The sequence below is a fragment of the Mesoflavibacter zeaxanthinifaciens DSM 18436 genome, assembly GCF_000422365.1.
GTDB lineage: Bacteria > Bacteroidota > Bacteroidia > Flavobacteriales > Flavobacteriaceae > Mesoflavibacter > Mesoflavibacter zeaxanthinifaciens.
Genome location: NZ_AULQ01000008.1, coordinates 178,762 through 196,536, shown reverse-complemented (window position 1 = coordinate 196,536; position 17,775 = coordinate 178,762). Strand labels below are relative to the sequence as shown.

General features: G+C 30.9%; 7 protein-coding genes. All 7 read left to right on the top strand.

The genetic code is table 11. The features are described from left to right. The first annotated feature begins 785 nt into the window (after positions 1 to 785). The 7 genes from H574_RS0109320 (at position 786) to H574_RS0109290 (ending at position 17,773) form a co-directional block, all read left to right on the top strand. Positions 786 to 2,273: a tyrosine-type recombinase/integrase gene (locus H574_RS0109320; RefSeq protein WP_027880323.1), complete on the top strand. Its 1,488-nt coding sequence runs from the start codon at positions 786 to 788 to the stop codon at positions 2,271 to 2,273. Next, complete coding sequence (locus tag H574_RS0109315) at positions 2,273 to 2,998, top strand: hypothetical protein (protein WP_027880322.1); 726 nt, start codon at positions 2,273 to 2,275, stop codon at positions 2,996 to 2,998. Before H574_RS0109320 ends, H574_RS0109315 begins: the two co-directional genes overlap by 1 nt. 935 nt (positions 2,999 to 3,933) lie before the next feature. Further along, positions 3,934 to 6,780: a helicase-related protein gene (locus H574_RS0109310; protein ID WP_036227470.1), complete on the top strand. Its 2,847-nt coding sequence runs from the start codon at positions 3,934 to 3,936 to the stop codon at positions 6,778 to 6,780. A 2-nt stretch (positions 6,781 to 6,782) separates the two neighbouring features. After that, positions 6,783 to 11,618, top strand: coding sequence for an Eco57I restriction-modification methylase domain-containing protein (locus H574_RS0109305; protein ID WP_027880320.1), 4,836 nt, complete (start codon positions 6,783 to 6,785; stop codon positions 11,616 to 11,618). Between the two features lie 5 nt (positions 11,619 to 11,623). Beyond that, entirely contained in the window at positions 11,624 to 12,001 is a 378-nt protein-coding gene (locus H574_RS0109300) for a hypothetical protein (RefSeq protein WP_027880319.1), read from the top strand. 191 nt (positions 12,002 to 12,192) lie between these two features. Further along, positions 12,193 to 15,423 (top strand): sacsin N-terminal ATP-binding-like domain-containing protein, encoded by a 3,231-nt coding sequence (locus H574_RS0109295; RefSeq protein WP_027880318.1) that lies wholly within the window; start codon positions 12,193 to 12,195, stop codon positions 15,421 to 15,423. Further along, on the top strand, positions 15,416 to 17,773 hold the full coding sequence (locus H574_RS0109290) for a hypothetical protein (RefSeq protein ID WP_027880317.1): 2,358 nt from the start codon (positions 15,416 to 15,418) through the stop codon (positions 17,771 to 17,773). Before H574_RS0109295 ends, H574_RS0109290 begins: the two co-directional genes overlap by 8 nt. Positions 17,774 to 17,775: the final 2 nt, after the last annotated feature.

The window sequence follows — 17,775 nt, the reverse complement described above, 5'->3', positions numbered from 1 at the left end:
GAGACTTTATTAAAATCACTCTTACAAACTAAAGTAAAGCCAAAAACTAAAATTAAAAAAAGTTTATTCATATGAGTTTTCTAATTGCACACAACACTTATATATACGCAATAATACTAAATATAAAATAAATATTCAATCAATAAGCTGTTTTATTTGTCAACGGTTTAATATTCAATAATTAAAAGAATTTTACTAGTTACGTAATTTGTATATTTTTTGAAAAATAATTTACTGCTTTTGAATATTGTATATATAAATTACGCAATATTTGAATTTAGATAAATATTCTTTTTATATACGAGAAGACAATCATAAAAATGTAATTTGGATTTAGTTTATTAACTGAAAATTATTAAAAGTTAATTTAAAAAAAATGTTAATGTTTTAAGTAAATTAGATACCTTTTAATTTTTAATTCTTTTTTAAACATTAGCTATGAATATTAAAGCATATACATTCGAAAAATCAAGTTGTGTTTATAGATCTATCACATATCCAATCAATCTTTCTAATTCAATAGTATTTTAATTAATTCCATATAGACATATACAGTAGAGTTGTTTTTTATTATTAATAATAATATTACTATTTTTACTCCATATTAAGTATAACTGACGGACATACTTCTGTACACGATTTTACTAAAAAAGACATAAAAGAAGGTGTTTTTGAGTTTAAAATACAACTCATAACCCGAAGGTCACAGGTTCGAGTCCTGTTCCCGCTACTAAGTCTTTAGACTAATAAAATCAACGGTTTGTGTCCTCACAAACCGTTTTTTTATGCTTAATTTTCAGCAGTTAATTGAAAGTGAATACAGAAGTGCATACGATTTGACTATGAAACAACAATATTCTGAACCAAAAATTTACTTAGGAAACAACGACCTATCAAAACGATGGTACGTGTATTTTTCCTACAGAAATCCTGAAACAGGAAAGCTAACTAGACAAACGCCAATATATGGCGATGCAAACACCTATAAAACGAAAGAAGAACGTTTAGCAGTTCTAACTATTTATAGGCGTGTTTTATTAAAACTTTTAAAGCAAGGTTATAGTCCATATGAAGATAATACAGAACTGCATACAAGACTGAATACAACAACCAAAAACGAACCAAAACCGCAACTAGAAAAACCAAATAGGTTAACTAGAGTAGATAAAAATAGTGATGTTGGTTCTAATACTGTAAATGCTGGTGTTTTGGAAGAGGTGAAGCCTGTTGAAAAGGATAATACACAACCAAATTTAACCAAAGCTAACCAAGACGTAACCAAAACTGCTTCGGGTACAGCAACCGAAGGAAACCAGATAAAAGAGGCGTCTAATTCAACACCAAAAAAAGAAGTTGAAGATAATAAAGGCAAAACTTTAATTGACGATGCATTTAACCTAGATGATAGGATAAAACAAAAGTCGTTAAGAGTTACTAGTTATAGAACATATTCAAGTCACATAAAACGATTTAAAGACTGGTTACGTAAAGAACAAAAACATTTAAAGTATATTGAACAGGTAGATAAATCTGTTGTGATTAAATATTTAAACAAGGTGCTTTTAAACTCATCAGCTAGAAATAGAAATAATTATAAAGCAAGTATTAGTAGTTTTTATTCAACGTTAGTCGATAATGATGTTTTAAAGACTAATGAGATTGTTTCGATAAAAAAGCTTAAAACTAATTCAGTAAGAAACAAAACTTACACAGAAGAGCAACAAAAAGAAATTTTTGATTATTTAGAAGAAGCTGATCCAACATTACTTTTATTTATAAAATTTGTGTCGTATAACTTTTTAAGACCTATAGAAGTTTGCCGATTGAAAATTGGAGATATTAATTTAAAGAACAAAACAATTTCTTTTAAAGCAAAAAATAAGCCTTTAAAAACTAAAATTATTCCATCAATACTTATTGATGAATTACCAGATTTAAGTCAATTTAATGAGGATGAATTTCTTTTTAATTATAAAAAATTAGGTGGTTATTGGAATGCATCAGAGGATACTAAAAGAGGTAAATATAGCCTTCGTTTTAAAACAGTGGTAAAAGATAAGTTTAATTTAGGGAAAGAATATGGTTTATATAGTTTTAGACATACATTTATAACTAAATTATACAGAGCATTAAAAGAAAACTCATCACCGCATGAAGCAAAAAGTCAGCTAATGCAAATTACTGGTCATACCTCTATGACTGCATTAGAATCTTATCTTCGTGATATTGATGTTGAATTGCCTAATGATTATTCAGATTTATTAAAAAGCTAATGGAACAGGATTTAAGTAAAATATATCATAAATTAAACTTAGGTTTAATATGTTGTTCAATAGGATATGTACCTCAACGCTTTGTCAATTTTATAAATAAAGAAGGTGATGTTTTTTTTCAGAACTTAGTTAACAAAATCATTATTATTGATAAAAAGGGTTATGACAAAGAACCTACAATGACCGAGCTTTTTATGCTAATGGGTAAATCATCTTTGTTAAGTCAAAATATATTTGATTTAAATAATTTAAAACAACAGCATAACAAAGATAATTTTAAGTACATATTAGAAAAATATACAGATTCTCTAAATGCAGTAATTTATATAGCTGAGTATTATTTTAATAATATTGATAATGATATACCAGAAACAAATAATACAATTAAAGCTTCCTTTAAAAATCAATATCATTATTTAATTAAACATAAAGAGGAATTTGATTCTAAATTTAGTCTTTACAATTTTCCGCCAATTAATATAAATTCTTGGTTAAACCAAAAAAGATTAAATGACTTAAAGGGGACTTTTCCAAATTCAAAAATTCCAGAATTAAAAGTAGAAGACTTTAACAGAAAAGAGCAGGCTTCAATTAAAGAGAAAAGAGAAGAAATTAAAAAGTCAAAGTCGCAACTAAAGAAAGAAAAATTACAAATCATAAAAGAAAAAGCTAATCAAGAAGCTGAAAGTTATATACTAAAACGTGTTTTTAATTTAGATATATAATTGCTGTTGATTATTGTTGATTTTTGTTGATTTTTAAATTGTATTACCTGCTTCAAACTTAATTATATTGATAAGTGTTTGGCAATGTGTATTTTCTGTGGTTTTGTAATATTTTCTTTTTATTTATTTTTTTTGCATAAGCAGAATTTGCATAGTTTTATGCCAACCAAAAGTAGTTTAATCGTTAATTAATCAATATGCAAAACCACAACTTATCACTTAATAGTTGTAGCCTACTCAATAATATATTTGATATATAACATTCTATTTTTTTGAATCCTTACGGAATACCGTAATGATTTACTGTAAATAATTAATAAACTTGTTGAAGCTAATTTTATGATATAGATATCTAACTATCTATTGGTATAAAATGAGTAATATTTAATAAGTTTTAATAAATAAAATAGTCTGAATATGCCGAATGAGACTTTAAAGCGGAGTAAGTAAAATTTGTAATTATTAAATAAAAAACTACTAAAATCATAATAATTTTAATGTTTATCAGAGCTTATTATTTCTTTAATTTAGATCTAGTGATTCCACAGCAATGTTAATATTCATCAATAGTTATAAGCACTAGATTAAACTAAAAGATAATAAATACTTAAATATTGTATTGTTTTGTAGCTAAGAATGATAATTAAAGAAAGAAAAAAATACAATTCATATAAGAAAAACTAATCAAGAAGTTGAAAAATTATATGTTAAAACGTGCTTTGACACTGGGGATTATAATGTTAAATATTGCTTTTTACTGTAAATCATAGAAAAATAGATTTAATTTGATTTTTAACTTTTGAAGATTTTTTTAGCTTTATTATTGATAAAAGTAAACTTAATGAAAATTATAATTTTATAATAGTAAACGATACAATTCAAAATATTATAAGGTTATTTGTATTTAGTGATAGCTTTTAAAATTAATTTTATTAATGAACACAAGAACTATTTCAGTAGGCCAACGCATCACAACTAGAGGTGAAGATTTTTTAATTACAAATATTATCAATAATTCTGATGGCAGTCAATTATTGGATGTCGAAGGCATAAGTGAATTGGTTAAAGGAAAACGTTTCGCTTTCGATACTAAAATAGATAGCGAAATAAAACCTGTTGACCCAAACGATACACAGTTTATTGCCGATACCGAAAGCGGTTATCGTAAAACCAAATTGTACATAGAAACCCATATTCGTAATTCTACCATTTATTCAGATAAAATTGCTATTGCGACGAAGGCAGCCTTTAACGTATCAGAATATCAATTAACACCAACATTAACGGCATTACAATTACCGAGACCTCGTTTATTAATTGCCGATGGTGTAGGATTGGGTAAAACTATAGAAGTGGGAATCTTTATCTCTGAAATGATAAAAAGAGGAAAAGGGAAGCGTATTATGGTTTTAGCTTTAAAATCTATTTTAGGCCAGTTCCAACAGGAATTATGGAACCGTTTTGCTATCCCTTTAGTTCGATTGGATAGCGAGGGTATTGCTAAAATAAAAACACAATTACCGGCAAACAAAAATCCGTTTGATTACTATGATAAGACTATTGTATCTATTGACACACTTAAAAACAATGCTAAATTCAGGCACTATATAGAAAAATCACAATGGGATATTATTGTAATAGATGAATGCCATACCGTAGCCAACAATCAAAGTCAGCGCGGAGATTTAGCACAATTTCTAGCAAAGCAATGTGAGTCTTTGATTCTTACATCAGCCACTCCTCATAATGGAAAAAAGGAAAGCTTTGCAAACCTAATTAATATGATTGAGCCTACGGCTATCCCAAAAAGTGGCAATTACACAAACGATGACGTAAAACCATATTATGTAAGACGTTTTAAAAATGACATTACCGAAGATGCTGTAAGAGCCAATTTTCAAGATCGAGAAATCATTCGTTTAGAAACTGATTTATCATCTGAAGAACTCGCATTTTTACGCTACCAGCAAACCTTAAAAATTCAAGGATTAGGGGCGTTGAGAAAAGGAAAATCCAAAGACGATTTATTGTTTTCTATCATGATTTTCAAATCATTCATGTCATCACCATTTGCTGCTCTTACATCTATAAATAATAGAATTTCTAGAGTCAAAGGCCTAAATCTAAAAACAGATAAATTTGAGGATAGCCTCGAGGTTTTAGAAGAATTAAAAACCTATTTGGAAGACATTCTAAAATCAAAACAAGATAGTAAGTATAAAAAGTTCAAAAAGACCTTGATGGAACTGGGTTGGTCTGGAAAAAAGAAAGATGATAGATACGTGGTTTTTGCCGAACGTATTGCAACACTTGAGTATTTAAAAGAAAAACTAATCAGAGATTTTGGTTTGAAGGAAGAAGCCATTCAATCGTTTAGTGGTTCAGATTCGGATATCGAACAACAACACAAAATTGAAGACTTCGGTAAGGCAGATAGCAAGGTTAGAATTTTGCTTTGTTCCGATGCTGGGTCACAAGGGGTCAATTTACATTACTACTGTAATCGCATGTTTAATTACGATATTCCTTGGTCGTTGATTACCTTGGAACAGCGTAATGGACGCATCGATAGATATGGTCAAAAGAAAACTCCATACATCTATTATCTAGTGGGTAAAACAGATGAAGAAGCCTTAAGAACAGATTTGCATATTATTGATAATCTAACTCGAAAGGAAGAAGAAAAGCATAAAACGTTAGGTGATATTGGTTCCATCATGCAACTCTACAACGCCAATGAAGAAGAGAAAAAGGTTTTTGAGGCTATTGAAAAGCAAGATGAAGACTTTTTAGATGAACTAGAAAATTTCGATTACGGTGCTGCATTTATCAGTGAAGACGATACAACTGCCGCAACCATAACCGATAACCCCTACGAAAAACAACTAACCATTTACAATAACGACTTTAGCTATTACACAGCATTGTTCACACAGTTAAGTGGCGACCAACTCATACAGTCTGGTGATTTCACCTTTCATACAGAAGATGAATATTTAGAGTTAAATAACACTAAAGAACTAAATAAAATTCTGTACGATTTACCACCAGAATCGAAGCCGAAAGTCAACGAGCTGTTTAAACTGACGACCGATAAGGATTTAGTGCAACAAGCTATTGAAAACGCTCGTAAAAAAACAAATGAATGGGCAGAGTTTCAAATGTTGTACGACTTGCATCCCGCTATTAAATATTACATGACCAAGTTAGAAGCCAGTGTCCCTAAAAACGAAGCATTGGCGGCTAAATTAAGCACCAAACTACCTCAAAATAGCGCATGGTATATTTTGCAAGGTCAAGTGTCTAATAATTTGGGACAACCTGTTATTTCAGACTTTTTTGTAGTGGGAGTATCAGAAGGTAAAGTCATCAATTGTTTATCTATTGTGGAGTTTCTAGAAACCTATAAGTTGCATGAAGAATTATATGATGAACAAATCACTACTGAAGAATTAGAAAATCTTCATAAAAGTCTACCTATTGCCATAGACTTTGCGCAGCATAAACACATGAGCAAGCTACAATCACAATTGTCTCAAAAAATGTTTTTAGAATTGGTCGATTTTGAAACCAAATTAGAGAAATGGAAATCGGCCTCTTTAAAACAACTCGAAGTAAAATTTGAAAATACAGCCGATACCAATTTTATGAAAAATAAAAAGGAAAAAGAATTGGACGAAATCAACACCATAGTTGCAGATTCAAGTCAATACATCAAAAACGTATTGGCACTAGACCAAGAAGCATATATTAAAGTAATGGCAGTATTTTTTAATGCATAAGTATGATTAAGTTTATAGATAACATAGGCGATTTTTTCGCTACCAATTATTTCGATGAGGACTTTGTTAAAAAAGTACATGCCAAATCGGGCTATAGTGCCGAAGACCAAAAAGAACTGCAAAAACGCATCAGTCCTTTAAAGGATAAATACTTTAAATACAAGCAATCCATTATTGAAGGGCGTTTACGTACCAAAGATAAAATTTACGAAACCCATCAATTCCATACGCTATTATTAAACGCTTTGGGATATGATGGCAATAACCATCAATACAACGAACCCTTTCATTTTAGCGAAACTGAAGTGTTACCAGTACGTCATAAACTCTATCGTGGTGATAAGTTACACATGATGGTCATGGAAATGCAACCACTCATTAAAGAAGGTGATGAAGAACCGGATGGACTCTTTGAACAGCGTTATAATATTGAAGAGGAAGAACTGCAATCCAAAGAACAACGCTACCACAGAGCGCAATGGAGCAGAATTTTTAAGGTAGATGAAGACCTTAAAATATCACCCGTTATCATCAATAAGGCGATTTCACAACTATGTTTATTAGACCAAAAAGAACGTCCGCAGTACATTTTACTTTTAGCAGGAAATGTGGTGTTTTTAATTGATGTTGAAAAATGGTTTAGAGGCTCATACTTGTATTTCGATATTGAAGAATTCTTTTCAGAAGCGACGGTAACGCGTCCGTATTATTCATTATTCTATTTACTGTTATCCAAAGAGATGCTATCGCCAGAAAGCGACATGGTGCTCATGGACCAATTAGAGGAAGATAGCCATAAAAGCGCCTACGAGGTTACCAAAGATTTAAAAGAAGGGATTATTCATGCGGTAGAAGCCTTGGCTAATGAAGCCTTGTATTATCGCAAAAAAGTACTTTCGCAAGAGTTTGATGAGACAGATGATAACTTCGAAGCCCAAGTAAAAGACGACTGTTTAAGCATTGTCTATCGTTTATTATTTGTGTTTTATGCCGAATCGAGAGCCGATTTAGACATTCTACCTATTTCAGATAGTGTCTACCAAAAAGGCTATTCGCTAGAAATGTTACGCGATTTAGAGCAAACCCAACTCATTACAGACCATAGTTTAAACGGCTATTTCTTTCACGATTCCTTACAGCAATTGTTCCAATTGATGGGTAGTGGCTATCGTGAAAACGAAAACGGCAGCAACAAAAGTTTCAGAATCCGTCATATCGATTCGCCATTATTTGATGATGATAAACTCAACCAATTAAAAGGCGTTAAGTTTAGAAATTATGTGTGGCAAGATGTTATCTGTCAATTATCGCTTTCGCGTAAGCAAAAAGGAAAAGCACGTGGTCGTATTTCCTATGCCAATTTAGGCATCAACCAATTGGGTTCTGTGTATGAAAGCTTACTAGCATTCCGTGGGTTTTATGCAGAACAAGATTATATAGAAGTTCATCCAAAGAATAAACCGAACGAAGGTACTTTGTTGGTACCACGAAAACGTCGTGACGACTTTGACGATGCTGAGGTGTTAAAAGACAAAAACAACAAAGAAGTCGTTATCCCTAAAGGGCAGTTTGTGTATCGTTTAAGTGGTCGCGACCGTCAAAAATCGGCATCCTATTACACACCAGAAGTCTTAACGCAATGCACCGTAAAATACACGCTGAAATCTATTTTAGAAAAAGTAGAAACGGGCGAAATGAAAGCCTTGGAGTTATTAGAACTCAAATTGCTGGAACCTGCTATGGGTGCAGCAGCGTTTCATAATGAACTGATTAACCAATTGGCAGAAGCTTATTTAAGCTACCGCCAAAAGGAACTCAAACAAAAAATATCGCCTGAAAAGTTCCGTGAAGAACTACAAAAAGTAAAAGCCTACATCGCTACCAACAATACCTATGGGGTCGATTTAAATCCAACAGCGATTGAGTTAGGAAAGCTCTCTTTATGGCTAAACGTCATCCATAAAGATATGGAAACCCCATTCTTTGGCTACCGTTTGGGTGTGGGTAATGCCGTAGTGGGTGCTTGGTTAAAAGTCTATAAAAAGAAAGACATTATTGTAGAGTTTCCAAAAACAGGAACCACCAGACAACGTAATACGCCTATTAAAAAAGAATGGTGGGACAAAGCACCAAAGCACCTGCATTTTAAACCTAAAGACGCCCTACAACGTAAGGACGATGAAATTTATCACTTCCTGCTACCCGACAAAAATATGGTGCCGTCTGCTGGAATTAAATTGTTGAAAAACGAGTTTGATGCCGAAGCAACACACATACGCGACTGGAAAAAAGACTTCTGCCAACCCATAGATAGTCAAGAGTTTTTACGCTTACAAAAACTCTCAAAAGCCATAGATTTCTTGCTAGAAGAACACTACCACTTCCAGGCACGTATTAATGCGCAAACCAAGACCAAAGGCGGCTTTTTTGGCGCTTATGAAGATGAAGAACAAGGGCAATTAGGTTTACGCTCTTACGATGAAAAAGAACAACTCGCGGCCCAACGTAACAATACCAATGCACCCTATTACAAGCTAAAACTCATTATGGACTATTGGTGTGCCTTATGGTTTTGGGATATGCGTGACGCCAAAGAGCTGCCAACACGCCAACAATGGTATGATGATATTGAAAAAATTATAAACATAGATTTAAGCTTATTAGAAGATGATGAGCTAGAAGTTGAAGAAGACCTTTTACCAAAACCAAGTTTACGACAAGCCAGCCTGTTTGAAGAACCCAACAAACAATACACCCTAAAAAGCTACCGTAAAGATAAAAGTGTTGCCTTAAAAAAACTAGGCGAAGCCCTACAAAGCAATCCTGACTCATTATTTAAAAACGAGCGCAGCAAGATTGTAAACCAACTGGCAGACCAATACAAGTTTTTTCATAACCAATTGGAGTTTATAGAGGTGTTTAAAGAACGTGGTGGTTTTGATGTGGCTGTGGGGAACCCACCTTGGTTGAAAGTTACGTTTGAAGAAAAAAGCATTATTTCTGAAGTTTATCCTGAAGTATTGATTAGGAAGACCTCTGCGAATAGCGTGAAAAAAATCAGAAATAATTTTATGCAAGATAATTGGTTAAGTAGAATATATTATGAAGAATTAATTGAAACAGAATCTATAGGAAACATAATGAGTAGTCATCAGCTTTTTCCATATTTAAAAGCTCAACAATCTAATCTTTATAAGTGTATTTTATCAAATTCATTAGAGATTATTTCAGAAAATGGTTATCTAGGAATGCTTCATCCAGAAAGTATTTATGATGATCCAAATGGAAATCCAATGAGAAGGTATATTTATCCTAGACTTAATTATCATTTTCAGTTCGTAAATACCTTAAAATTATTTGCTGATATTTTACATTGGGTAACTTATGGTATTAATATTTATGGAGCTAAAAAGGAAAACATTAATTTTTATTCAATAAATAATCTTTATCATCCACTAACGATTGACCCAACTTTTATTGGAGGCAAAAACACTAGATGCGAAGGACTAAAAATAAAAGATACTATTAATGGAGGTTACAAATGGAATATAAGTCCACATCAAGATAGGTTACTGGTAATTAATGAAGAAAGTTTAAAAACTCTTTCATCCTTTAACGGAAATCAATCAGAGTGGAGTTCAGGTAAGCTTTTATCTATTCACTCAATTAAATTATTTTCGACTATCTCAAAATTCGGAAATTTAAAATGTAAGGTTAATGATTTAAACGTCAAAACTAGTATGTGTTTTGATGAAAATCAAGCGCAACAAAATGGCACCATTTCAAGGAAAACAGTTGTAGGTAATATTGATGAATATAAGTTCATTTTGAATGGTCCACATTTTTACACATCTAATTTGTTTTATAAAACCCCAAGAGAAAATTGCATAAAACCATTAGATTATGATACAGTTTTTCCTAGCGATATAAATGAAAACTTTTGTAGTAGAACTAATTATATACCTTCTATAGAAATTGAAAGTTTCAGGTTGCAAAATATGGCATTTGGAGAAGCTTTAATTGATAGCTTTAAAATAGTTTTTAGTCGAAGATTAAGTCTTTCAGGAGAACGCACATTACAATCTAGCATTGCTCCACCAAAGGTATCTCATGTCAATAGTGTTATTTCATTGACATTCAAAAATGAAAATGAAATGCTGTTGTGCTCAAGTTTATTTAGTTCTCTACCCTATGATTTTTACATTAAATCTTTAGGACGGGGTGATTTGTACGATTTTATTTTAAAAGAAATTCCACTTCCTGATAAGTTTAATTCTAACCAACTTATTAATCGTAATCTTATTTTAAATTCTCTAAATAATCATTACGCCTCACTTTGGGAGCGTAATTTTCAAGAAGGTTTTAGACAAGATACTTGGAGTAAAACAGATAATCGTTTAAAACCTTTTAACACCTTAACCAAAGAATGGCAATGGGCAACACCCTTACGCAATTGGTTTGAGCGCAGGCAAGCGTTGGTGGAGATAGATGTAATTACAGCTATGGCATTAGGTTTAACGCTAGAAGAGTTAATACTTATTTACAACGTGCAATTCCCCGTACTACAACAAAACGAAGACGACACTTGGTACGATACCAAAGGTAATATTGTATTTACCTGCTCTAAAGGTTTAACAGGCGTTGGTGTAGATAGACCAGTTTGGAATACCATTAAAGACCTAAAGGCAGGAGATACCTACGAGCATACCATAGAAAAAAGTGAGTTATATAAAGGCAAAAAAGTAACCTACCACGCCCCTTTTGATAAATGCGACCGTGTAGAAGATTATAAGATAGCTTGGGCGCATTTTGAGGAGGTGTTTAAAAATAAAGAATAAAAATTATGGCAGCAGAAATAACTTATGACATTGCAGGACAAAACAATTTTTTAAGACAAGCAGAATATAGAACTCATATTCCTGGTTTTTTAAAAAAATTTGAAGCCCAATTTCAATTAGCAGAAACAGTTGAAATTGTTTTTGAAGATGATATAAATCCAGATCCAAAAAAACTTTCAAATCCTCAACCTATTGTTTCGGAGGGAGGAAAAGAAGTTACAGTAAAGTATAAAACATTTCGTCATTTTGATGGTAAAAATGGTTTAGATAAACCAGATGAAGTTAGTTTCTTTAGAGGGTTTCGTTATTATTTTGAAAACACAGTTATTAAAGAAGATAATGAGAGGTTTGAGAGATTGAATAATAATCAAGAGGAAGAATAATGTTTGATACTTGTTATTCCGAACGACGTAGAAGGAGGAATCTCATCCTGTCAGTTCGAGTGATTTTGAGAAGAGCAACGGAACAAAATTGTATCGAGAACTTTAATTCCTAAAGAGGGTAAATAAATGGGTGAATAAAGACTTGATTGTATATTGAGAAAGTTTCTAAATGAGATAAACAAAGTAATTAAATGAAAAACTATTTATTCAATAAATCAGAAGGAGAGATTGAATCACATTTAAAGCGTCTGTGGCGGTGTGATGTCTTAAAAATGATTGGTACTTATCAACACTCTGCATCACCACGGGAAAAGGAGTTTGGCTATATTACAAATCTCTATATAAACGATAGAACCATCTTTTATCCGAAAAATCAGCATAAAAGAACCGTAGCCATTCGTGTTCAAAAATCAGATAACCTTGTAGAAGGTAATTATTATAGTGTTTCAGCTAAGGTGGCGCCTAAAGAATTAAGGGAGCAACTAAAAAATCCTTATCTACTCTTATGGGACGATTCTCAACCTATTATTCCTAATGAAAATTTTTTAAGTCCACCTGAGTTTATAGAAGATTGGTTTCAAAAAACTGGCTCTAGTCCAAAGGATGCTGCTACAATAGCTTCTCAACTAAAACTCAATTCACTAGAGCTTTATACCCAAACAGAGCGTTTTATATTCGAGCTTATTCAAAATGCCGATGATATGCCAGCGTCAGAAAAGGGTGTTCAAGTAGAACTTCATCTGCTTAATAATTTTCTTCTTTTTAGGCATAATGGAAAGTTTTTTGAAAGAGAAGATGTTAAGGCCATAGCTGATGCTGCTCAAAGTAATAAATCAGAAAATGTTAGACAAACTGGTTATAAAGGAATAGGATTTAAGTCTGTATTTACGGATTCAAGTTGTGTTTATATTCGCTCTGGTAGTTACTCCTTTAAATTTGATAAGAATGCTCACATTTACTCTAACTTTTGGAGTTTATATAGTAGGGAGTTGAGATTATTAGAGAATTCCCCAAGAGAACTCGCCCAATTCAAACTAGATTATGAGCATAACAAACATAAGTACAATAACATAGATAATATACCTTGGCAGATTAAACCAATATGGGTAAAACGTAAAGAAATCCCTGAAGAACTGTTTTTTTCAGAGTTTAGCAAACACGCTGAGGTAAATATTGCACTCGATATAGGTGAGAATACAATTAAAGCCAAAAACTATGCTGTTATGATCGAGAACATCTTGAGTAAGCCAAAATTTATTCTTTTTCTCAGGAATACAACAAAATTTGATTATTACAAATTAAATGAAAATGAGCTAGCTAAACAGCAGACTATTGAGTTAAAAGAGCAAAATAATCTTATTGATATTTTACATAATGAGGAGCATTTTGCTACATTTTCCAAAATTTATTTTGACATAAAAATAAACAATGAGGAGTTTAAAAATGCTGGTTTTGATATTGAGAAATATGAAGAAAAGCCTGGTTTAAATAAATTTAAAGATGAATTTGGTGAGATTAAAAGCATTCCTGAAAAGCTAGGCTCTTTAAGTAGTACAAGAATAACTTTTGCGTCTCAAATAAAAGATGATGACATTGTTAAACTTGAAAAAAGTCAATCAATTCTTTACAATTATCTTCCTACTTCTGACCAAAGGTTTGGTTTTCCTTTTCTTATCAATGCTGATTTTATAACTAACACATCAAGAGAATTTATATTGAAGGAAAACAAATGGAATCATTATTTAATGTTCCATATTGGAAAAAAATGTATCGAATGTATCGCTAAATTAGTTACCGATTCAAATTCAACTAACAAAACTCCAATTAAAAAATATATTAATTCTTACCTCCGTCTGCTTCCAGATAGATTATTAAATGATAAAGATGAGGAGCTAGGAGACATAAATAAGGCTTTCAACCGAGGTATTTATAAATCTTTAGATACTGTTGCTTTTATTGTTACTTATAAAAATTGTCTTGAAATAAGGAGTAATATAATTATTGATGAAAGTGGTCTTTCTGAAATAATTTCATCAGATTTCTTTATTGTCTTTACGAATACTCCAAAAAAACTGCCACATAATGATATTGATAAGACAAATTTAACGAGAGCTTATTTAGAGATAGAGAGATTTAAAGAAAAAGATTTAATCAACATTCTTTCAGATAAAGACAAACAACATGAGTTTTCTAAACAAGTCAAAACACTCAACCCTCAAAGATATGATGCTTTAATTTGTTGGTTGGATAAGTTGATTCATAATAATGATATTGAACAAAGCTGGCTACTTAACTTTCCTTTTATTCGTTCTGGAAACAAGGTTGTTAATTTATCGGAATGTTTAAACAATGCTAACTATATTTTTAGAACAAAAAAGACAAGTGAGGTAGAATCAATTTTAGAAAAAATAGGCTTTGAAATTTCCGAATTTCATATCGATAATGATAATTTTAGGCATATTGAAAAAATATTGTTGAGTACGGAGTCCTATCTACAATCAGACCAAAAGTTGTATGCTCACATCTCTAAAAATGGCAATTTTAAGGCTTTAACATCAATTGAAAAGGCTAAAATAATTCAGTTTTTCAAAGAACTTCATGAGGTTGACAAAGCCCGTTACGGAAACTTGCCACTTTTTAAGTCGCATGATTCAAATAAAGAATTAAAGCCCTTATCTTACTTAATTTCAAACCAGATAAAAAATATTCCAAAATGGTTACAGCATTTAGTGATTGACCCGGAAGAAGAGAAAGAATTATATGAAGTTTTTCAGAAATTGTTGATTAAAACTAATGATTGGTTAGAAAAAATATATTGTAATGAGGTGTTATTTAAATCTGTAGCCGAACAATTAGATCCTGAAGACTTATCAGACTTCTATGCACATTTGGTCTTATTAGAGAAGGAGTTTCCAGAAGATAAAAAACTAACTTTTAATAACATCCCATGGCTTTATTGTGCTAAAGAAAAAATATTTAAACTTCCATCTGAAGTATATGCTCCAGATAATTTTTCAAAATTAAGTATTGAAGATTATCAACATGTTTCCAAGGTAATTATGGAAATTTCCGAAGAAGATTTGACTTGTTATGATGCCCTACAAATTTTAAAGCCCTTTAAACTGGGATGTAAAAAGGATTTAATTAATACTATTTATAAAACAGAAGGGGTCTTTAAGTTGGATGAAATGAAATCATTTTTAAATTGGGTTGAGGAAAAAGATTTTTTTGAAGTTTTCGAAATAGAAAAAGATGGTGAAAAGTATAAATTGAAAAAGTCAAAGGGTACACGAAACTACTATACATCCAAAGATGATTTAAAATCTTTAATAGAAAAATCAGAGCTTACTGAAAAATTAAAACTTTTACCAAGTGAACTATATAATCAAGAAAGAATTAAAATAGGATTATTAGATGGCTAATTTATATACATACCTTATTAAAAATGGTCTGAATACTATTGAGTTGACACCCTATATATATTCTCAGAGTGATAATGATATTAAATTGGAGTATTTAAAGAGTTTAAAGAGAATAGATTTAAAATCAACTCAGCGATACAATCAAGATTCATTTGAATTCAAAAATTTCGATATGCTTCAAAGTCTTAGCAATATTGATCAAAGTGATTCGGAAAATGAAGATAAAATTCACGAAATTTTAAATGACGGAATATATATTGATGACATTCCATTAGCAAAAAAAAATATTTCAGATAATGTGTTTTTTGAATTTAAATCAAAAGATGAATCCGCCAAGGACGAGAAGTACGAATTAAAATTATCTAAAATCCTTCCGAATTATAAAGATCAGACAGAAGCTCTAACAAATGTTATTGAGAATTTTGAGCCATCAATAAAACCATTTTTACAATCAAAAGTTTTTAAAGCTAGGAAGCAACCTCGTAATCAAATTTTAAAAGAGATTCATGAAATAGAGGAAAAAGTCTTAACTCCTTATCAAATTTTCTTTTTATTGCTTCACAAAAAAGCAAACCCTAATGTTAAGGTTTTTAAAGAAAAGTTAAAACTTTCTACTTATTTTGAAAAATTTGGAGAAACAGAAGTTTATAGAAATAACGTAATCGAGTTTATAGAAATTTTGATGCATTATAATTTCTCTAGTGTTAGTCTTTTATTTAATGGAATTAGCATCAAGAATTTTATATATGATGATAATTTCAGTCTAAAATATGAGCAATTACCAAAATTCGTTAATGATTGGATTGAGTGTGACTTAGATAAAAAAGAGGAGAAATTAAATTTTCTTTATAAACTTGGGTTAAACAATTTAGAATCTAATATCATAAAATTAAGAAAAGGGTTAATTGAAAATGACAAAGAGTTGTTTGAAAAGGGAAAGGTTAACCTTGATAATGATACACTTCTAATTAACACAACTGTGTGGATTTCAGAAGTTCAAAAAAATGCAAAGTCTGAAATTGATAAGGAGTTCTTAAAGGATACCTATGAAAAGATAGAAGTAGCATATAAAAATTTGGTTAGCGAATTAGAGAATTATGAAAAAAAGAAATTAATAGCTATAAAAAACCCTTGGTCAAATGCAGAATTTCAAAGGAATAGGATTAGAAATTTAGTTATAGCTCTAGATAAGTGTAAAGATAAAATTCAATATTTACAGGATAAATTATTTATACCAATGTTATTTTCTCTAAATGACACTGGATATCACTTTAAAAAACCAGAATCTTTTAATTTTCATCTCTATAACAAAGAACAGTGGAATAAATTTGAGCAAGATGTCTTTAATTTTATAATTGAAAAAGACGAGTTGGTAATTGATGATGTCTTGCCATTGGGGTTTTCCTCTTTCATAAACATTAAAAACCATACGGTTAAAACAGAGGTAAATTCGAATGAATTGTTCGAAAATTCTAAACGTTTAGATGAAATTTTACCTTTCTTTCAGGATTGGCCTAAAATTGAAGAAGTCACGATTCGAATTTATGATGAAGATACATTACCAGTGTCATTATTGTATAATAATGAGAAAATTAAATCAATAGATAATATTAATGAGATTAAAGAAGGAGATGTATATTACACCTGTTTTAAGGATAAACACTCCATCCTTACGTCTTTAAAAAAGATATTAGATGATGATGACTATAATTCACTTTTTACTTTTTTAAACGATAGCAATTCTAATATTGCAGATGATGAGTCAGATAACAATGTAGAATTTTCAGTGGAAGAATCGGCTGCATTAAAAAGACTATTTGGTAATGACATACCAAAAGTTTTTTTTAAAGATTTAAACTTGGCTGCCTGTGTGTCTGCTTTAGTGCTACTTAACAAAAAAGGATATATTGTTTCAGAAGCTGAAAAAAACTTAAAAGACACTCACCAATATGCACAATTAGAGCCTGTTTATATGGCAGGTAGTAATATTGCGCTCAAAATAATGTGCAGATCTGCAAAAACGGGTTTATTGCATTTGCGTGCAAGTTCTTGGGATAGATTAGATAAGAACGATATTAAATTGTTTGTTAAAACAGGAAAAAATGATAGTCAATTTTACCTATTTGATGACAAGCAGGCAGTGCTAAATATTAGCGAAACCAATTATCAAGTATTTAGAGTAGATGCTGAGTCATTAGTAAGTAATACTGATGCAATCCTTGACGGTAAATTTGAAAAGGAAAGAATATGGTTGATTCTTAAAATGAAAGATAAAGAGGAGTACAAATCTATTTTTGGGGCTATTAGGGATGTTGAAAATGATCCTGATTTTGATAATATAAAAACATAATT